At 48.6% G+C, this 21,280-nt stretch carries 10 protein-coding genes; 4 read left to right on the top strand and 6 right to left on the bottom strand.

The features are described from left to right. Position 1: 1 nt before the first annotated feature. Complete coding sequence (locus ACKWCC_RS06280; RefSeq protein ID WP_413995059.1) at positions 2-1,168, bottom strand: peptidase associated/transthyretin-like domain-containing protein; 1,167 nt, start codon at positions 1,166-1,168, stop codon at positions 2-4. Between the two features lie 106 nt (positions 1,169-1,274). Further along, entirely contained in the window at positions 1,275-1,961 is a 687-nt protein-coding gene (locus ACKWCC_RS06275) for a hypothetical protein (RefSeq protein WP_413995058.1), read from the bottom strand. A 76-nt stretch (positions 1,962-2,037) separates the two neighbouring features. Here ACKWCC_RS06275 and ACKWCC_RS06270 point away from each other — a divergent pair, with 76 nt between their 5' ends. The 4 genes from ACKWCC_RS06270 to ACKWCC_RS06255 all read left to right on the top strand — a co-directional run bounded on the left by ACKWCC_RS06270 (position 2,038) and on the right by ACKWCC_RS06255 (position 4,329). Then, positions 2,038-2,667 (top strand): RNA polymerase sigma factor, encoded by a 630-nt coding sequence (locus tag ACKWCC_RS06270; protein WP_413995057.1) that lies wholly within the window; start codon positions 2,038-2,040, stop codon positions 2,665-2,667. Next, a complete protein-coding gene (locus ACKWCC_RS06265; RefSeq protein WP_413995056.1) occupies positions 2,667-2,852 on the top strand; it encodes a hypothetical protein in 186 nt (61 codons plus the stop codon). The genes ACKWCC_RS06270 and ACKWCC_RS06265 overlap by 1 nt, the downstream gene beginning before the upstream one ends. Before the next feature lie 10 nt (positions 2,853-2,862). Continuing rightward, positions 2,863-3,702, top strand: coding sequence for a mechanosensitive ion channel family protein (locus ACKWCC_RS06260; RefSeq protein WP_413995055.1), 840 nt, complete (start codon positions 2,863-2,865; stop codon positions 3,700-3,702). A 78-nt stretch (positions 3,703-3,780) separates the two neighbouring features. Beyond that, entirely contained in the window at positions 3,781-4,329 is a 549-nt protein-coding gene (locus tag ACKWCC_RS06255; RefSeq protein WP_413995054.1) for a ClpP family protease, read from the top strand. A gap of 78 nt (positions 4,330-4,407) precedes the next feature. Here the strand turns inward: ACKWCC_RS06255 and ACKWCC_RS06250 are convergent, their stop codons facing one another. From ACKWCC_RS06250 to ACKWCC_RS06235, 4 genes are all read right to left on the bottom strand, one after another. Beyond that, the gene (locus ACKWCC_RS06250; protein WP_413995053.1) at positions 4,408-6,339 is read right to left on the bottom strand and encodes an OmpA family protein; all 1,932 of its coding nucleotides are present in this window, start codon (positions 6,337-6,339) and stop codon (positions 4,408-4,410) included. A gap of 29 nt (positions 6,340-6,368) precedes the next feature. Next, a complete protein-coding gene (locus ACKWCC_RS06245; RefSeq protein ID WP_413995052.1) occupies positions 6,369-7,274 on the bottom strand; it encodes a PorP/SprF family type IX secretion system membrane protein in 906 nt (301 codons plus the stop codon). 194 nt (positions 7,275-7,468) lie between these two features. Beyond that, entirely contained in the window at positions 7,469-19,129 is an 11,661-nt protein-coding gene (locus ACKWCC_RS06240; protein WP_413995051.1) for a Calx-beta domain-containing protein, read from the bottom strand. 1,202 nt (positions 19,130-20,331) lie between these two features. Continuing rightward, positions 20,332-21,280: galactose-binding domain-containing protein (locus ACKWCC_RS06235; protein ID WP_413995050.1), on the bottom strand; the 949-nt coding region annotated here is incomplete at its 5' end.

The following is a 21,280-nucleotide window of genomic DNA, read 5'->3' as shown; positions in this document are numbered from 1 at the left end:
ACTAATCCAAATTTCCGCGGACGGAGTAGGGGTTGTCCGCACTGCTCATCCTTTTAATGAACCGCTGCATTTCCTGGGTGAGCAGTAATTGGTTCTGGCTTTGCCAGAACGCTTGATCGTAGGGCGCCCTTACCTTGAACAGGTCCTTGTGTTCGTTTACGTTGCTCTTGATGTTGGGGTCGCTATGGGGCGCGGTAACATGGAGTATGATTTCCATTTGGTAAAAAGACGGCCATTTTTGTCTTTCCCGTTGCACCACAACAACCGCCTTTAGCTTTCCGTAGGACATATAATATTGGCCACTTTCCCCATTTTTCTCGAAGAACAGGGAATGTTCCATTTTGGTTGGATGGCTATATTCTTTCTCTCCCTTTAGTGATGCCGGCAAGGGCATTTGGGTAATGGCCTCAAAGTAACGTATGGCATTGTCCCCGGCATTGATGATGTAATGTCCGGAAGAGCCGCCCGGTCGATCTATTTTGTTGTTATTGAATTCCACTCTGATCTCTTGGGACGATTCCATTGGTTTTTCAATGACTTCAAAATCGGGGCCCATGGCATTGATGCGCACCAATTCCTTGAAAATAAAGTAAAAGGACGGAAAAATAAAGTACACCCTGTCCTTGTCCTTTGTAATGCCCAATTGGCGCATCTGCATAAGATTCACCTGGAAGTCTTTTTTTTCCAATTCCAGGTTGCCCGTGTAAAGTGCGGTTTTCCTTTGTACACGTCCGTACATGTCCTGAAGGCGCACCATGGTATCATTGCGCCTCAGCAGGGCCCTTAGGAAAAAGGTCTCGGTATGTGGGGAGAGCTGGTAATTTACCGCGAGGGAATCTTTTATGCGTTGCAGTATGGATTTGGCATTGGTCACCACCACTTCGTCCAGCGCCACTACATTTTTTTTCAGGAAAATGGTGTCCTTTAAGGAAGATAGGAGGGTGCCCAAACGCTGGTATCCGGGAAGAAAAAAATAGACCGAGTCTTGTTGGGACACCAACCGAAACCGGCCATCTTCATTGGTAAAGGTACGGTCGGCACCATTGTAGACACTCACAAATTCCAAGGGCGTGCCATCTTCAAGGGACAGCACCGTGCCCTTTTGGCCGTGCTGGGCGTACACGCCCAGATATCCGACCAAAAAAATAAAAAGCAATGTTCTTTTCATAGGTAAGGAAGGGCACACTTGTTCTTTTTTCTTCAAACAAGCAAATGTGCCGCTCGCCAAAATGGCCGTTTGGTTTTGGGCGCCCCACCACTTCGGTAACGACGCCTTATTTTATTGCTATCTCGGTGAAATAAAGCTGAAAATCACTGTCAGGCATTTTGTGCATGGTGGCTATTTTCAATCCCTTGTGGTCCTTGTAATCTTCCCAGCTGGTGATCATACTGGGTTCTTCTTGATTTCCCTTTCTAAAGACCCATTCCCTGATGATCAGATCATCTTCAAAATAGAGGTCATAGGCATCTCCCGGGGTGTAACCGCCTTCGGCGCCGTAGGTAATGGTCAGTTTTTGCATCGGGGACTTTGAGATGGGCGCCGTTGCACTTTTGGAATGTTCATAGGTAAAACTGTCCCGGTCCCAGATCAGTTGGTACGGGGCCAACAGCCAGAATTTGTCGTTGATGAAGCCCGCATCCGTCCTGGCCAGGGTACTGTCCATTTGGTGGCGGTTATAGGCCACTGTATCCTCACGGGTGGTGTACACAACATCATTGGTTTTGGGCTTCCAGCTCCAGCTGCGTTCAAAATGGTTGCCCTCCCGATCTACATTGAACACAAAGCGTAGCTCGGCAACCTCGTTCCATTGTGCGTAACCGTGGGCCTGGGCCACTTGTTCCAAGATGGAGGTGGTTGCCGTATCTTTTTCGATCACGGGGGCGGTGGCCTGTTTTTTATCTGTTTTGCAACTTGCCGCGAGCACAAGAATCAAGGCCGCGGGGAAAAGGTATTTGGTCATCATGGCCGCATTTTGGCCCCAAAGGTAGAGATTAAGATTCTTATGGCTATTTTTGTAGCGTTAAAAACTGACTGGGGTGACCTTATTGCGTAAGTTGTGTCTGATCATGGTAAGGAGCCAGTTCCAAAGGGAACCGACCCCCAATGACCCCCATAAAGACCTTACGGATGAGGCGTTGGTGGCGCAGATCGTTGAAAAACGGGACAGCTCCCTCTTTGGGGTCTTGTATGACAGATATTCCCAGATGGTGTACAACAAGTGTTATGGATTTGCACGTTCGCAGAAGGAGGCGGAAGACCTTACCCAGGATGTGTTCTTGATGTTGTTCGTGAAGTTGGCCTCTTTTCAGGGGCGCTCCAAGTTTTCTACCTGGCTCTACTCCTTCACCTATAATTTTTGTGTAAATTACGTGAACCGGGACCGCGGCCGTAAAATCAGTGACAAGTCCAATTCATTGGACGATAGCGAACGTGAGCTGCCCATGGAGGTCACCGATGAGAGCCTGCTGGACCTACAAGTGGCCAAGCTCAAGGAAGCCTTGGAACTCATTCCCCCGGAAGATAAGTCGCTTTTGTTGTTAAAGTATCAAGACGGGGTGTCCATAAGGGAATTGGAGGACCTCTTGGAACTGGGGCCATCTGCCATTAAGATGCGCCTTAAAAGGGCAAAGGCCAAAGTTGTTGAAATGTACAAAACCCTTGCGTAATGGCAGAAGAATCCCCAAACCCCTTCAAGGCGTTACAGAAAGACCTGAAAACGGTGCCCCCCGAGCTCCGAAAAAAAGTGATGTCCGATGTGGCCATGGCCAAGCTCATTATGGAAATGGCCACCTTGTTTACCTCCAATTACGCCAACCTGTTCGCAGACTTGATGAAAACCAATAAAAAATGAAAGATTTCGCATGAAAACACTGAATGAATTAAAGGATACCCTAATGGACAGCTTTGGGGGTTTGTTGTCATCGGCCGTTGAACTGGTGCCAAAGTTGATCTTGGGCGTTTTGGGATTGATCATTGCCTGGTTGCTCATAAAGCTTATTTTGTTCATTTTAAAGCGGATGTTGAAAGCGGCCAAAATAGATGTGCTTTCCCAGAGGGTGGCAGACGCCAAGTTGTTTGGAGACAAACAGTTGAAAGTAGATCTGTTGAAGGTGGCCCTGGACACCGTTAAAATCTTATTGATCCTGATGTTTGCCGTGGTGTTGGCCCAGACCATGGGCTTTACCGCCATTTCCGATGGCATTTACTCCCTTTTTGGCTACCTCCCCACACTGATCAGTTCCCTTCTGATCTTGATCGGGGGCCTTTATTTGGCAACCGTGGTGAAAAAGGCCGTGCTGGAACTCTTTGAGACCATGCACATAGGGGGATCAAAAATGGTGAGCGGCGCACTGTTCTTCCTCATTGTGTTTTTTGTTTCCATTACCGCTTTGAACCAGGCGGGCGTGGACACTTCCTTGATCACCAGTAATTTTACCCTTTTTCTGGGTGCTTTTCTCCTGGCTTTTGCGCTGGCCCTGGGACTGGGCTCACGGGAGATCGTGGCCGATCTTTTGCGCACATTCTATACCCGTAAGATCTATGGGGTGGGGGATCATGTGAAATTCAAGGATGTTGAAGGGCACATAGAGGCCATAGACAATATCACGATGGTGATCAAGACCAAAAAGGGCAAGCTGGTGGTGCCCATAAAGGAAGTGACCGAGAGCCGGGTGGAACTGGACGATGAGGTTTCGGGCTAAGACACAAACACCTGCGTTTTGCCGTACGTCCTTACTAAATATTTCACTAATTTTGCCACTTAACCACAAGAGTAAGATATGAGCGCTAAAAAAGGCAAGATACAAGAGGCCATTGACGAAAAGATGCTGGAAGAGAGAAAGGTGTTTCTCTGGGGGATGGTGGATGATGGTACGGCGAAGCACGTCATAGACCGGTTGATGTACTTGGATATGCAGAACAACAAGGAAATTCAATTGTACATTAACAGCCCGGGTGGGTACGTTACCTCCGGCTTTGCCATGTACGATACCATCAAAGCACTGAAGAGCCCGGTCTCCACCATCTGTACCGGTCTGGCGGCCTCCATGGGATCCATTCTGTTGTCCGTTGGCAAAAAGGGCAGGCGCTTTATACAGCCCCACGCCCAGGTAATGATCCACCAGCCCAGCGGAGGGGCACGGGGCCAGGCCTCGAATATTGAGATACAGGCCAAGGAGATCATCAAGACCAAAGAGCTGAGCGCACAGATCCTGGCCGATAACTGTGGTCAGGAATTTGAGAAGGTGCTCAAGGATTTTGACCGGGATTACTGGATGAACGCCCAAGAATCCATCGCCTACGGGATTGTGGACGGCGTTTTGGAATAGTCCCAGTGCATACGAAATGAAAAGCAAAAAAGTCCTTCACGAACGTGAAGGACTTTTTGGTAATGGGCTGGTGGGTTCTTAACGTGCCACGGGAGCCCCATTCTTTATCTGTGCCATCGGAAATTCGGTTCGGCGGTTCAGTTCCAGTTCTTCCGGGGTGCAATCCGCCCTGCCGGTACAACCATTTATGGGCCGTCTTTTTCCAAAGCCTTTGTACGAAAGGATGCGCTCTGGGGCAATGCCATTGGTGATCAGATAATCATAGGTACTTTTGGCGCGTTTGGCCGACAGTTTGTCATTATAGGCATGGGAACCTACCGGATCGGTGTGCGCCTCCAGGGAAATGATCATTTCCGGGTACAGTTCGTTCATGACATGAATTACCTTGTTCAGTTCGGCCGCCGCATCCGGCCTTATATCACTTTTGTCAAAATCAAAATAGATTTTGTTGAGGTTGGCCAATAGTTTTAGGTCCATTACCGGGTCCAGAACAATGTCCTGGCGAAACACCTTGCTCTCGCTGGGGATCTTGGAGGTGTCAAAAAAGACATTTTTGTGCGGATGGGTTCGCCGGACGGCCTCTATCATGTAGGGGGTTTTTCTGTTTACCGGAAACTTATAGTACCCATTGGTGTCCGTTGTGGTCTGTGCCACCAAGGTATTGGATCGTTGATCAAAGAGCTGTAGTTGTACGCTGTCCAAGGGTTTGTTGTTTACGCCGTCCGTGACATAGCCTTCCACCTCCAGTGCTGGGGAAAATCGGAATTTGTAAATATCGTCCGATCCCTTACCTCCCTCCCTATTGGAGCTCACATAGCCGTCTATGCCGTTGGGAAGCCCAAAATAGGCGAAATCATCACTGGATGAGTTTATGGGGGTGCCCAGGTTAATGACATCCACAAATTCCCCGTTCTCGTCGTTTATGGTAGAGAAAACATCCAATTGGCCAAAGCCCACGTGGCCATCGGAACTGAAGAACAACTGCCCTTCTTCATTAATGAAAGGGAACATCTCGTTGCCTTCCGTATTGATCACCGGTCCGGCGTTTATAGGTTCCCCAATACCGCCCCTTTCGTGTATTTCAGAGTAGTATATGTCCGTTCCGCCAAGGCCACCGGGCATATCGGAGGTGTAGTAGATTCGGCGGCGATCCGCGCTCACGGTGGGATGACCGGTGGAATAGTAGTCACTGTTCACGGTAAGACTTCTGGATTCCACCCATTTGTTGTCCTTCTTTTCGGCGGTATATATTTTTAGGTTTATTTCTTTTTCGGCACCGTAGGAGGCTTTTTTATTAAAAAAGTTGTTTCGGGTAAAGTAAATTATGGTGTCGTTCTTATAGTCCGTTGAATAGGCCAAGGAGCTTTCGTGGTATTTGGTATTGACATTTCCCTCCAGTTTCTCCGGTTCATAGTAAGGGACATCCTCATAGACCCAGTAGAGATCCAACCAGGGCTCATCGTTCCATCCATAGGTGTTGCTGCCGTCTTTCCTGCTGGATGCGAAGTAAATTTTATTGTTGTGTACATAGGCGCCAAAATCACTGTGCTCCGTATTAAAGGTAAGCTCGCCCAAGGTGTATCTTTCCCTGCTGTTAAAGACCACGGACGCCAAGTTTCCATCTTGGAGAAAGCGCTTTAGCCTAGAATCCGATTTGTTCGTCTTTTTGTACTTTTTGAGCCACTTCTCAGATTCCTTGAGCTGGCCATCGCTGTAAAGGGCCATGGCGTATTTGAAGTAATAATCGGTGGGCAGGCTTTCTTTGTCAAGAATGGCCTTAAAATGGGGTATGGCCTTTTTAAACTCCCTGATCAACAGATAACATTCTGCCAATTGTTGGTGGGCGTGGGTGGTATTGAGCCCTCCCTCCAGCATGGCCTCATACTCAGGTATGGCCTTGGCGTAGGAAAATTTGCTGAAATAGTAGTCTGCGCGCTGCTGGGCCCCATATTGTGCAAAGGCCGTGGTGGTGCACAAAATGAAGAATAGGATCATCAATGAGCCTCTCATATCCTTATGTTTTTATAGTTTGATGCGCTCTAGAAGTATCGTGGCGACTTTATGGGTCCCGTCTTCCTCTTTCCGGGTTCAAAGATGAGAAAGACCTCATGGGTGCCGCCCGTATAGGGCCTTACCTCGGAGGTTGGGAGATCGTAGGCATATCCCAGACGAAAATCCTTGGATATCTGATAGTCCATCAAGGCACCAAAGTTGGATGCATCGTTTACCCTGTAGGATGCCCCGATCCAAAATTTTTCACCGAACAGAAAGCTGGCGGTGGCATCATAGGTGGCGGGCGCACCATTGGTTATTTTGGCAATGACGGTAGGTCTGAACTTTACATTTCTGGCAATATCCAAAACAAGCCCCGCGATACCGTAGTAACTGTTTCGTTCCAGAGCCTGGAATTCCCCATCGTTCAAATCTGTGTTGAGGATTCTGGGCGATGATGCACCAAAATACCATCTGTTGGAACCAATATAAAAGCCCGCGCCAAAATTGGGTGACCAGCTGTTGAAATTGGAGTTGAAAAAGGGATCGGCGGCATCGGGATTTTGAAGGTTGTAATTGGTGAAGCCCCCTTTGAGGCCAAAGGACATGTTTACGGTGTTGCTCACCGGTACCGTATAACTGAAATCCCCGTAAACATAGTTACTGTTCTCAAAGCCCAAACGGTCATTGATGTAAGAAAGCCCCAGCCCTATGCGCTTGTTTCGAAGGGGTGCATGTATGGAAAGGGTATTGGTTCTAGGGTTTCCCTCAAGGCCTTGCCATTGGTTTCTGTGCAATAGGGTCACGTTTAGCGTTTCCCTACTTCCGGCATAGGCAGGATTCACCGAGATGGTATTGTACATGTACTGTGTAAACTGGGGTAGCTGCTGTGCACTCAGTAAGGTACTGCATAAAATGCTAGCCGCAGCAAGTATCTTTTGGATGCTGTTCATGGTTGCTAATTGGGGTATGTTCACATTCTAAAACCTCTGTAAACAGAAGCGCAAGTAGGTTATGGATTACAAAGTTAACGGTTAACGATTGTCGCCTGGCTTCTTTTGCGTTAAAAGCCAACGGATAATCGTTCTACTGTTTTTCCATCGGTCAATGGCTCTTTTTCATCCATGTGGGCACACCCCAAATAGGGTTAATTTGCGCCCAGATAGATATATCCGTTCAAGACTTTGGCTTGGCTTTCTTCTCCCATAACGTTTATGATATAGTAGTAGGTACCCGTTGGAAGCATACCGGAACTTCCAATCTTGTTATCTGGGGAGAACCCTCCCCAGGTATTTTTATAGTCTTTTTCTTCAAAAACCTTGTTTCCCCAACGGTTAAATATCATTACATCAAAGGTGAGGTCACAGAATTCCGTACCACTGATCTCAAAGAAATCATTGATATTGTCCCCGTTGGCGGTTATGGTCTTGGAAACCACCAGGTCTTCCGGGTTACAGGGTACGCAGTCATCATTTACGTTTATGTTGAAGTCCACGAAGTAGTTGCACTCCCCGTCGGTGGAGGTGTACTCCACGGTGTACTCGCCTAGTTCAAGGTCGTTGGGGTCAAAGGTGCTATCCAGCAAGATCAGGGCTCCCTGTGTTACCACGAAGTCCCCGTTGGTGTCAAACCCTTCCGGTAGGGAATCCCTGAGGTCAATGGGGTCGTCCTCTATGCAGATATCAATGGCCACCTCTTGGAGCTGTGGCTGCAGGACAAAGATGAGCTGTTCTATCACAGCGGTGTTGCCGCAGGAATCGCTCACGTTCCAGGTCCTTGTGATCATACGGTCTGAGGTTGCCGGATCGGTGGTGGTCTCCTCGGTGAAGACCACGACCGGTTCATCGCAGCCGCCAATGTCGCCCAGTGTGGGCACGGGCGGCACGGGTTCCCCGCAGATGATGGTGATGTCCTCAAAATCGGGCACCATAAAACGATTGTCCATTGGGTCCAGATAATCGGGGGTGCCATCGCCATCGGTATCGTCGTTGGTGGGGTCGCCGTCACCGTCCATGTCCTCGTCCGGGGTGTCCATTCCGTCGCCATCATCGTCGAAATCGCGGTAGTTCACATCCTCGGTGCCATCGGTGTCGGGCAGGTCGTTTTCGGGATCGTCGATCTCGTCGTTCACGTCAAAGCCATCGTTCACGTCACTGCCCTCATAGCCATCGTCAAGACCGTCGTTATCGGTATCCGTACCAGTGAATGTCCAATCGGGAATACCGTCAAAATTGAAGTCGTTCCCCTCGTTGTTGTCTGGCACGGTGTCGTTGTCGGAATCTTGGTCCAGGTAATCCGGGCTTCCGTCGCCGTCGGTGTTCACGGGGTTGAGTCCTTGGTCCCCGCTTCCCTCGTAGGCATCGTCGAGGCCGTCGTTGTCGGCGTCGTTCCCGGTGGGGGGTACATAGCCCGCGGTGGTCTGTGCCTCCACGTTCGTGGGAATGCCGTCATTGTCGTCATCGATGTCCACACTGTCGGCAAATCCGTCGCCGTCGGTGTCCCTGGTGCCGTCGCCCTCCAGGATGTCGAGCACGCCATCGTTGTCATCGTCAATGTCGACAACATCGGGTATGGTATCGCCATCGGTGTCAAACTCGTTGTCAATGATGGAGACCACTCCCGTATCGTCCAAGATGCCAATGGCCGTTGTGGAGAGATTGGACAACAGAACATTGAAACTTTCCAGGTTCTCCAGAACAACATCGTCCACAATGGGTATGCTGATGGTCTGGGTCTCACCATCGTTCCCGGCAAAGGTCAACTGCCCCAATGTCTCGGTATAATCCTCGATGGCCACTGCGGTATCGTCCTGTGTGGCGAAGTCCACGGTAAAGCTGTCCTGTAACTGCCCCGTAAGGGTCACGGTCAGGGCAGCGGTGCCATCTTCCTCGTTCACGGTGACATCGTTAATGGTAAGGCCCGTTACCCCGGGAATGCCGTCGTTGTCGGTAATGGTACCGACACCGTTGCCGTCGATGACGGGAATGAGCGGATTGGACACTGCGCCAAGGGCAATGTCAAGATTTTCACTGGCCTCCAGAATCACATCGTCCACGATGTTGACGGTGACGCTCTGGGTATCGCCGGAAAGGGTTCCATCGGGGAAGGTCACGGAAGTGCCGGCGGTGGCCACTGAGTAGTCGTCCGGGTCAACGGCGGTGCCGTCGGCCACGGCGAAGTCCACGGTAAAGCTGCCCGCCACGGTAGGCCCGGTATAGGTGATGACGAAGTCTGCGGTGCCGGCATTCTCGTCCACGGTGAAGTCGGCCACGGAGATGCCGTCGCCGGCACCGAGTCCGTCGTTGTCGGTAATGGTGCCAGTGGCATTACCGTCAACAATACTTACCAAGGTATTGGAAATACTATTTATAGTTACGGTTAGATTTTCATTTCCTTCTAAAATCAAATCATCAATAATTCCTACCGGAATATCAACGGTTTCCAATGCTGCTCCGGTAAAGTTGAGGGTACCTGTCATTGAGGGCACTGTGAAATCTTGGTTGCGTACTGCGGAACCGTTTGATAAAGTGTAATTTACGGTATATGGTGCGGCTACTGCTACGTTGGACGAAACAACAAAGTTTGCTGTGCCCACGCTTTCATCAACACTAAAATCAGCAACAGAAATTCCGTTACCTGCGCCCCCATCGTTGTCAATAATAGTTGCTGGAACCGTAATAGGTTGAAGCGGAAGGTTCGTTGGTAAAGCTGGTGGTTGAACCGTAATGATAAGTTCTTCAAAAAAATCTTCAATAATAGAATCGTCTACGATACTAACTGTAACAATCTGCCTGTCTCCTGCAGTTGACCCGGCGGGGAATGTCACAAAGCTCGAAAATGGATCTATGGTATAGTCTTCAGGTCTTGTAGCAGAACTGTCTGAAACAACATAGCTCATAGTAAAACCATCTTGTACCGTTGGGCCGTTATAAGTTATTGTGAATTCTCCAGTTCCCCCACTTTCGTCTTCTGTAAATCCACCCACATAATAGCCAATAGGATCGCCTGCTTCATCATCACTAATAGTTCCCGTGGCATCACCATCAACTACGTTTATCAACGTGTTCGAGATACTGTTAATTGTAATGGTAAGGTCTTCATTACCTTCCAGCAAGGCGTCATCAACAATTCCAATAGGAACATTTACCGTTTCTGAAGCAGTGCCGGTAAAGTTCAGTGTACCTGTCATTGAGGGCACTGTGAAATCCTGGTCACGAACAGCGGAACCATTTGATATGGTATAATTTACGGTATAGGGTCCGGCAACTGGAGGTCCGGTATAGCTGAACACGAAGTTGGTCGTTCCCGCACTTTCGTCCACGGTAAAGTCGGCCACGGAGATGCCGTCGCCGGCACCGAGCCCGTCGTTGTCGGTAATGGTGCCCACACCGTTCCCATCGATGACGGGAATGAGCGGATTGGACACTGCGCCAAGGGCGATGTCAAGATTTTCACTGGCCTCCAGTATCACATCGTCCACGATGTTGATGGTGACGCTCTGGGTGTCTCCGGAAACCGTCCCGTCGGGGAAGGTCACGGAAGTGCCGGCGGTGGCCACGGAGTAGTCGTCCGGGTCAACGGCGGTGCCGTCGGCCACGGTAAAGTCCACGGTAAAGCTGCCCGCCACGGTAGGCCCGGTATAGGTGATGACGAAGTCGGCGGTGCCCGCACCCTCGTCCACAGTGAAGTCGTCCACGGAAATGCCCTCTCCGGCACCGAGCCCGTCGTTGTCGGTAATGGTGCCCACGCCGTTCCCATCGATGACGGGGATGAGCGGGTTGGACACGGCGCCCAGGGCAATGTCAAGATTTTCACTGGCCTCCAGTATCACATCGTCCACGATGTTGATGGTGACCACTTGCGTGGTCCCTGAGATGGTTCCATCTGGGAAGGTCACGGAAGTGCCCGCGGTGGCCACGGAGTAGTCGTCCGGGTCAATGGCGGAGCCATCGGCCACGGTAAAGTCCACGGTAAAGCTGTTTGCCACGGTAGGCCCGGTATAGGTGATGACAAAGTCTGCGGTACCGGCACCCTCGTCCACGGTAAAGTCGGCCACGGAAATGCCCTCTCCAGAGCCAAGGCCGTCGTTGTCGGTTATGGTTCCGATACCCACTAAATCCAATGGATTTAAGGGGAATCCATCAAATTGAAGCTCTATTTCCAAGGTTTCCGTTGCCTCTATGATGCCATCATCATTGGTGGGAACATTAACCGTGAATGACGTGGTATTGGCAGGTATAGTGACCATTGTAAGACTATTGTCATAGTCATCATTAGAAGTGGAAATATTAGTATATCGTAGTTCTAAATCTGTATAGTCGGACGACAGGGCATGCGACAATGTGATGGTGAAAATTAAATCAGAACCTTCCACAACAGTGGCGTCGCTTATGGAGATATCGGATAGCACAAAAACGTCTGCGGCATCGCTGGTAACAACATCACAGAGGTTGTCCGATGATGTTATGGCCAACCTGTACCCATAATTATGAACTGAAGAAGAAATACCGGTCAATGTTAACATTGGCGTGGTGGTTCCTGAATAGATACCACTTTCTGTTAGATCATTCCATGTAACCCCATTATCGGGACTTTCCTGCCATTGGTAGCTTAGGGTAGCACCGCCAGTGACCACTGCCGTAAAACTGGCAGTACTGCCAATACTTGCGGTAACATTGCTAGGTTGGGTGGTTACCACCACAGGAACAAAGGGCGTGGTCACATTGGTATTGGTACCTGTATAGCCCCCTTGTCCAGTGACAAGGCCATTGGGATCCACCGTTACGGGAGAGTTGCCCAAAATACCGTCATTATCCCCATCTGCGTGGCCCGCTTCCACGGTATCCAAACAGCCGTCGTTGTCCGAGTCCAAATCAATAGAATTAATGAATCCATCATTATCTGCGTCGCCACAAGGACCTATCAACGATATATTTAAATCAGACCTTGGATTTCCCTGATTCATGGTAAGTGTTAAATCGGTAATATCATTAACTCCAATAGACCAATTTTGTGGATTTCCAATGTTGGCCATAAAAATAATTGAACCAGTGCTATTGGAAATAATATTCAGTTCGTTTAAGGGGTCAGATACCGTAAAGTTTGCTCCAGGGGAAGAAATTGTCCATCTATCAATCCCATCGAGATCAACGTTGCCGTTTGTTGCTGGACCAATTAGGAATCCAGAAAGATTTGATGCGGAAATGTTAATGGAAGTACCGTTTGATCCAAGAGCCAAATTTCCATTATCATCACTATCCGATCCAACTACACTTCCACTAACTAGGCTTTGTGTAATTGTGGTAGTGAAAACAGAATAGCTTTGAATTGTGGTTGATAAACCTTGAAATTGCAAAGGCCTAGTATTCTGGCACTCCTCGGTATCCAAAATACCGTCATTGTCATCATCCTGGTCACAAACGTCCGATATACCGTCTCCATCGCTATCAGGATTTCCTGAAGCTATGGGGTCACAAGGGTTAAGTGTGCCCAGTGATGCCGTTCTGGTTTCTAAATAACAAGTAGTATTCGAGTGGGTAATTACCACGGTATAGGTGTTGCCTCCCAAACCGGTAACGTCGTTTATAAGCAATGTATTTGTGTCAGTGCCAGAATAATTGCCGCCATTGGTAAGGTTGACCCCATTCTCTTGCCATTGGTACTGTATTTGACCGGAACTATCCGCACCACTGGCATAGTCTGGGGTGCCTGCGTTGAAAACGGTGGTAATTATGGCCGATACATCCGCAGTAAATGAAGCAGAATTCCCTTCAATTACCGTTTGGTTCGTTGGTGCAGTATTTATGGTCACCTGTGTGGCAACAATCTCGTTTCCAGTAACCCCGGTATAACCCCCTTGTCCATTAACTAAGCCATTGGCATCCACCGTTACCGGAGAGTTGCCCAAGACACCGTCATTATCTCCATCTGCGTGACCGGCTTCCACGGTATCAAAACAACCGTCGTTGTCCGAGTCCAGATCAAGGTGGTTTGGGATACCATCTCCATCAATATCACTATTAGAACCACATTGCGTGGCTTCTAGATAAAAGTCATCGAATCTAGCATCACCACTAGTGGTTTTGTTATAAAAATAGAGTCTTAAAGTATAGGTTTCATTTGGGCCAAATGTTGCAATATCGTTTGTTGTATTAACTCTAATATTCTGATTGTTTCCATTCACAAACGTATTCACTTGGTAATCATCGACCAATATGGTACTGGTAGTAAAACCATCATTGGAACCTACCAATGTGATGCTATAACCATATTCATTCGCAGTTGCAAAGTCGTTTTTTGTATAACCCATAACGGATGGGTTCAGGAACGGAATGCCAGATTGCGTGGTATAGGCAAACTCAATATAATCATTGTTGGTTACGGCACCGCCATACGTGGTTGCATCGATGCCTGCAATTGAAAGTGTAGTTGCTTGTTCCGTGACCGTTATTCCGGACCCAAAGATTTGATCGGCCATGGAGGCAACAAAAGTAGGATCGTAAACACTACCTGATTGAAAGGGTGAATTTCCATTGTCCCATACTCCCAGCGAAGCGCCTGCATTGGTACAACTGGATTCATTGACATCGGTAATACCGTCATTGTCATCATCCAAATCACACAAGTCGCCGATACCGTCTCCATCCGAATCCGTATCGCCAGAGTTGGCCGCTAGGTAACAATCAGGGTCGTCACAGTCAATAAGGCCATCGCCGTCATTGTCTATGCCATCGTTACAGATTTCAAAGTCGTTGTCCGTAATATTGATTACCGCTTGATTGTCCAATATCGTAATTGCTGGCACGGACACGTTGGATAGCTCTACCCAGAAGTTTTCGGTAGGTTCGGCCAAAGTATCGTCTAAAATGGGCACGGTAATGGTCTGTATTTCCCCGTTGGTCCCGGAAAAGGTCAACGTATTTGTGGTGGTCACAAAATCTTGGGCAGACACCGCAGTGTTGTTCAAAGTGGTAAAATCCACTGTGAAGCCACCTGGTGCGGTACCATTAAAAATGACCTCTAGGGTTGCGGTGCCATTGGCTTCGTTTACGGTAATGTTGTCATTGACAAAGGTAATGTCCCCGGAAGCGGGAGAAGGCTGGCTGGCGATGACCAGGGAAAGGACATCGCAGAAACAGTTGGATGGCCCTGGTGCAAACTCCACCACAATATTGCTGTTGTCCCCGCAAAAAGTACTGGACGAAAACGAAAAGGCTTCTTGTACGGATGCTCCTACGGGAATACCCTGGCTTAGCGTTCCTGTGTAAAGTGCGCTCCCTACCTTGGCTCCCGAGCCATCTGCGCAGAACACCTCGTAGGAAATACCGGATGCCAAATCTTCCGTACCGGTATTTTCAATTCCCACTTCCACGGCATAGTTGGTGTTGGTTCCTTGCACATAGTCTGCCGTTGCCGAAAAGGAGGACCCCTCCAAAACCGCTTTGCTTATGGTTATTTGTGCATCTGCCCGTCCCGTTTCAATTTCCGTGGTTCCACAGGATACGCCTCCACAAGTGAGTCCTGAAGTGGTCACATAGGTGCTCAAATCAATATCATAGCTTCCCGCACAGATGTCCGCAGTGCTTTCCACGCCAAAATTATAGGCAATTAGATCGGTGATAGTGGCACCTGCCGGAAGTCCGATCTCGATTTCCTGATGGTTTCCGACCGTATTTGCCGATACAAATGTAGCCGCAACGGACCCTGTGGAACTGAACGAACCGGGCACATATACCAAGCCGGCGGGCAAGGTTACCCTGGTAAAGTCGTTGGATCCCGTGGTACCGTCCACAATATAGGTTTCCACGGAAACGGTCTCCATTTCGCATCCCTCAAAATTTGGGGAGGCAAGTGCCACACTATTGGTACTGTAGGGGGGTTCCGCACCGGTAAGGATCACGGGTTCGCTGGCCAACCTACTTCCGTTGCCCACGGCGGGGCTGCCACAAGGATTGTTTCCGAAAACCGTATATTCCGTTCCCGTGTTGGATCGGTAATTGCACTGGGCGTTTAAGGTAATGTTGATGATGGCGATCTGATCATCCAGTGCCAACGCCTCAAAAGAACCCATCAAGCCATTTGCTGCGGCAATCCCTGGATGCTGCAATAAATCGATACTCACCGTATTTCCCGTAATTGCCGGTGTTATGGTCTGAAGAACCCCAGAGTTTCTTGGGTATTCAATGGCAATGTCCTGAATGTTGACTGAGCTGATATCCCCGGGAATATCAAATTCAATCCTTGGGTCGGCCAAATTTCCTTCCCCCGCATTTCTTGCTTCCAGGGCAACACTGTAATCGCTACAGGTATCGACCGTGGTGGTGGGCTGGCTCAAAACATCCAATTGGATGGTGGCAGACACCGGCTCCAAGGTCAGTTCCCGCTCAAGAAAGAAGGGCAGTCCGCTGTATGAGCTGGGAAAGCCAATACAATCCGAATTCTGGGAAACTAGAATGGTCTGTGGTGCACAATCGTTATAGGTGCCCTCAAAGCGGATGGTTGCCCATGTACTCACAAAACCGTTCAGATTACCGTATTCAATATAGAAAACCCCTCCCTCGTTCACCACGTTCAACGGGGTTTCCGTGGCCCCATCCACCAAATACGCATTTGTGATCTGGTAATCGGAATCCGGGTTTACCCTTAACCAGTTGTAGTCTATTTGTCTATTGGCATCGTTTCTGAGACGTATGGAGAACTCCGCTAGTTCGGAACTTCCCACCTCTATTGGATTTACCCGACTCATTAGATAGGTGGGGGCAATGTACTCAAACACGGGATTATCCGTCTCTGTGACCGTTGTTGGGGCATTGGAATAACTGTAGTTTTCGTAGGTTACGGAAACATTGTAGTTCGATGAAGCGGGGGTTGCGCTGCTGGCTATGACCGGAATGTTTATGTTGGGGTAGTGGTTATCGTCGCTGTCCAAATTTCGGAACCGCGGCCCGGGAGTCACGGTCACGATATTTCCCGATACGGAGAAGTTGAGGCCGTTATTGGACGAATTTGGGGCGCTATCCTCTGGCTGCAGGTTGGGGTAGCCCCAGCTATTGGCACTGTTGTTGAACACCATTCCCTGGGGAATTTCGATGCTTGTGGACAGCCACCTGGCTGGCGGTCTAAATTCGTTGGGAAATTTGTCCGGGACGTTGGCAAATGCCTGTTCCATTTGAACGGCCAACACCACTGGTTCGCAACCGGTAGCGGCTTCGCTGATATAGGCGTTGTAACCAACCCGGGTCTTTACCAGAAAGGCCCTGTCATTATAGGTTTCACAGCTAATGCGGTTGGGGCCGTTAAAACTGTAAAAGGCTCCCGTGAAGGTGTAAAACTGGATCAATCCCGATTGTTCTGGGAAGGCGTCGCTTAACCTGAAACGAAGTTCCAGATCGATCTCATCTGCTTCAAGGCCCTCGCCGTATTCATAGCCAGGGGCTATGATGTTCCTGTAGCTGGAAAGGTCAAACCTCATAATGTGGTTACCGTTGCTCAAAGAGGTAATGCTTGGCGCCACGTTAATGGCGGTGGAGCGGCTGCCGCTGGAAAGGTCATTTATGGTAATGGTTCCCTCAACAAACTGTAGGATATCGGACCAGTTGGATCCATAATGGTCCGTGAGGTACTCCATTTCAAAAAAGAGGTTGTCCTTGCTGTCATTCCTCATCACGGAACTGGTGTTGATCACCATCTCGTCACGGGGCATATAGTATTTTGTGGCGTGTACCGCAGGGTCCAAGCTTACCCTTGTGGCCATGGAATCGTCGGTCCAGCCCGCTGTTTCCCTATTGGCTTCAAAAGAGGTGGTAATGGGCCCAGCACAACCGGTATCACAGTGGGTGGACATCTCAAAGCTGCCACAATGTAGGTCGGTGTTAAAACAAGTGCTGCTGTAAGAGGTGGTATAGTCCAACTGAACAAAAGAGGGCCCTGAATAAGTGGAACAGTCCAGGGTGAGCGGAAAGTTGATGGGAATGTTCAAGAGGTATCCATCCACGGTGAAATTGGCCAGGTTGGTCTCCGTAAAGGTCACCTGATTCCCTGTTTGTACGTATCTGGCATCCGCGCTGCCGTGCAGGTTAACGCCCGAGGGCAGGTTTACGGTAACCTGGTAACTGGTGCCGGGGTCATTGCCCAGCATGCTTGTTCCGTTGCAGGTGGGCGATTCAGAGGGCACTGAGAAACTACCCATGAAACTAAGGTTGAATATTTGGCCATCCTCTGCGTCCTGTTCGTATTCCTCCGGGTTAGCCCAGTCGAAAAGTGCTTCCCGCCTAACACCATGCTGGTTTAAAGTTACCCGATCTGTGGTAGTTTGTACGTTACATGGATTTACGGTCCAAATATCCATTGTCAGTCGTAAATTGCTGGTAAATGTCTCCGAGTTTGCATTACAGACCGTGGTGGCGGGCAGCATGGCCATGTCAAAGTTCATCTCGGTTCCGGACCCGGCGGCAAGGTCGTCAAAAAAGCCATCTCCATCCAAATCCTCCAAGCCTCCTGGGCCGTCCGGATCGGAGGTAAAGAAATTGGCCGGTAAGTAATAGGAGCCCGCCCCACCGGATGGGTCAATGGTGTTGTTCCAACGCTGTGGCGTAAACGGGGCACCTCCCGAGAACCTAAAATTGGATAGTTGTCTATGCGTATTGGAATCATCCCCATACATTGGGTTCACACCGATTCCGGATAAGATTTGGTCCCAAGTATAGCCAATGTTAAGTTGTACGTTGTAGGCATGGTCCGTACTGGCCACATTTGCTATTTCATAGGTATAGGTCACCGGGGCGTCCCACCTGGGAAAGGGTCTGTTTATTTCCGTTACCCTGATGTTGGCAAACTCCTCATTGATATTGAACCGACCAAATATGGGTGCGCCCGTCTGGCAAAAAGTTGCCGTGGTGCAGCCCCATCTTGGACTGTGCCTCGTGCCTATGCCAAAGGCACAACTGGAAAGTTGCAGGGTTTCCTGGAACGTGATGCCCTCGTTTTCAAAAACGTTGTCCCCGTCTCCCACTTGTCCCGCAAAAGGGGCAAGGTTCAAATCTATCTCATACGTGAAAAATTCACCTGAAATGTTTGTTGGGGTCAAAACGGTGCCGTTAAAGGCCAGTTGATAGCCTGTTTGCAATTGCAGCGGAACCTCCACTTGGTGTTGAAATCGCTCCACACCACCATTGCCGGAATTTTGTACGGTAATGTCCCTGGTCTGTGGGGTATTTGCAATTGCCCCCACGTCTGAAATGGGATCCACGGCCAAAAAGGCCCTTAAGAGGTTATAGGAATTTACGGTAGGGTCATTGTCCGATGCGGTCTGTGCCCCATCCGTATCATTGAACGTAATGGTATGCGCATCTTTGAACAGGCCCCCGGCATAGGAGAACTGTACGGCATCACAATCGGCCGTTTTTTGGTAGGTAAAGATCACATGGTCGTTTATCTGCCAGGGTGCATTGCTTGGCCTTTCCAAACGGAAGATGGGTTGGTTAGGATTGGATACGTCCACCTCTGTAAGGGTAAAGTCACCGGAACCCGTTTGGCCGGTTATGGTTGCCGTGCCCACTTGGTAGGTTACCCCAGTGGGTAAGTCAAAGGCAATTTCAAAATCCGTGGTAGTGCCTTGTTTGCTCTGCACGGTAACCGTGCTTAGCCCATTATTGGTGTCACTGCACGCCTTAAAGCTCAAGGAGTTTAGGTCTACCCTTATCTTGTTGGTGTTTATCTGGCCTTGCACCAGACCCATAAAAAGGAATGCCAAGGCCAACAGTATTTTTAGATAACTGAAGTTATTGCAAAAAGAGTGAGAATTCTTCATTTTTCGGGTTTTGAAATTTTAACTCTTTAAAATTTCAACCCCCTTGCCCGTTACAGCGCTTACCATAGTGGATGGGTAAGAATGTCATCTGGCAAGTAGGTCAAGTTTTTTAAGATTTTTGGTTTTGAATAGATTTGGGGTCCATTTCGTGGGCAAATGTACATCCACAATCAATCACTACCCTAAATTTCACGTTATCTGTCTTGTTTATTCCGTTCAATTACGATGCATACAAATGAACGCGATACTGTTGAAAATATTAAAGAATTGTTGTGAAGTAGGGATTTTAGGTGGTTTGGCGCCTTATTGTGCTTTCATTGTAAGAAACGTAAGAAATGTAAGAATTTTTAGGTTTTGGGTTGGGAAAGCAGATGGTAATTGAACTAAAAGAGCCCCAAGAAGTAATGCCCCATAGAAGACATCTTGCTGCACAAGGAATCAAAAAATAACCCAAAACGCACCCCAATTGACCAAATGGCACATCTTCAACAATGTTCAAGATGGCTATGCCAATTGCCACAATGCCAGGGGGCTGTGTCATTGATACGGTACGGTGGACATCTTGTTTTAAGGGATTCCTTGAGTTTTTATGGGCCCTAAGGCAAGACTCTTTCTGTGGGGTTGGGTCATGGCCCGGCCATGGATCCTGACCGCTTATGGGAAGGACCGTTAAAGCCAAGGGCCTGCCCTTCATTGGATTCTAAACCATTGTATTTGCATTGAGTAAGGCTTTAAAACCTTCTCTTCCCTGCTGTTTGGCAGTAATTTTCCCTGTGCAGTAAGCTTTTTGACTAGTCAGTTAATGCCGTTCAAAGCGCAATGGCCCTTTTTTAGGGTTGGTTTTCCCTCCATTGGTATAATGATACCACTTCCCAATTGAAAATTGGCCGCTACATCGTTTCTTTTCGCAGGCCAAAAAACAATTCAATTACTTTGGCAGAATTTCAAAAGAGAACTGGTATTACAACATAAACTCCATCGCCTAAAATGAATCTCGGTTTTACAAAGCAATATAATCTCCCTTACCTTATGGTACCGCCATTTTTTTAATTTAAACGGCGGTTCAAGTTTGTAGAGGCGTATTCATCTTTCCGGTACTTGTGGAAAATCATTCCACTCGGTATGTTTAGAAATAGGTTGGCCCAAACCATTTTGCCACTGTGCAATATGATTTGGGCCACCTTCTTACTTAGCAACCAAGGCTATCTCGAAATTATGATGGATTTAGCCGTGGTAGTATCACCTTTGGTTATTTGTACATAATATACTCCATCAGCAAGAAAATCAAGTTGCAATATCTCTATAATTCCATAATCCAAACCATAATCTTTTTTGAATACGGTTCTTCCGTCATTGCCAAATATAAGGATTGAGGCGCGCTCTCCTTCCCCTTGGCTCCCTAAGTTTATATAGAGTTCGCCTGAGGTGGGATTGGGATATACCAACATATTTATCCCCTCTTTCAACTCTTCACCAAAACTAATTGCCTGTAGGTTAACGGTACCTGCGGGCAATGACCCAAATACCTCTACCTCTGCCAAACTTAGAATGGAAGGTCTCACGTGACGTATCATTACGTACCGTCCTCTAACCGATACATTGTTGAAGTTTTGAACGCTGGGAGATTCGGAAAGCGTTCCCACCTCGGTATAGTCCGCAGGGTTGTTGCTTATAACATTGCCCACGTAAAGTATGGCACCTAGTAAACGACCGGAACAGCAATCTGTTCTATTGTACACATTAATGTCAGATACATTATAGGTAGCTCCCAAATCTACAAGCCACCAAGGTCTAAAATCTCGATTGGTATGGGTAACACTGCCATTTGGGGCATTGAAATTACCATCTGTGTTGCCATCTACCGCTCTTGATGAAGGGCCTATAAAGATTCTAGAAGAAGAAGACTGCGCGGTAGGCTGGTTCAATGCCAGGTTAACGTCATTGTTTTCGGATGGCGGTGGTGGTGAACCACCGTCATCCGTATATTCGCCATAGACCTCGAACTCCGATAGTCCCACGTTTGCGCCCGCACCGTTGGTAATGTCCAGTTCTACCCAGGTAACGGTCTTTTCTGGGAACTCTATGAGCCTAGCTGCCCCATTGTTGTCAAGTGCGTCCACGTTTATGGTGCTTCCGTCGCTGAACCTCAGT

The organism is Maribacter aquimarinus (genome assembly GCF_047345505.1).
Lineage (GTDB): Bacteria > Bacteroidota > Bacteroidia > Flavobacteriales > Flavobacteriaceae > Maribacter.
The sequence above is the reverse complement of the archived record's forward strand: the minus strand, read 5'-3'. Positions and strand labels throughout refer to the sequence as shown.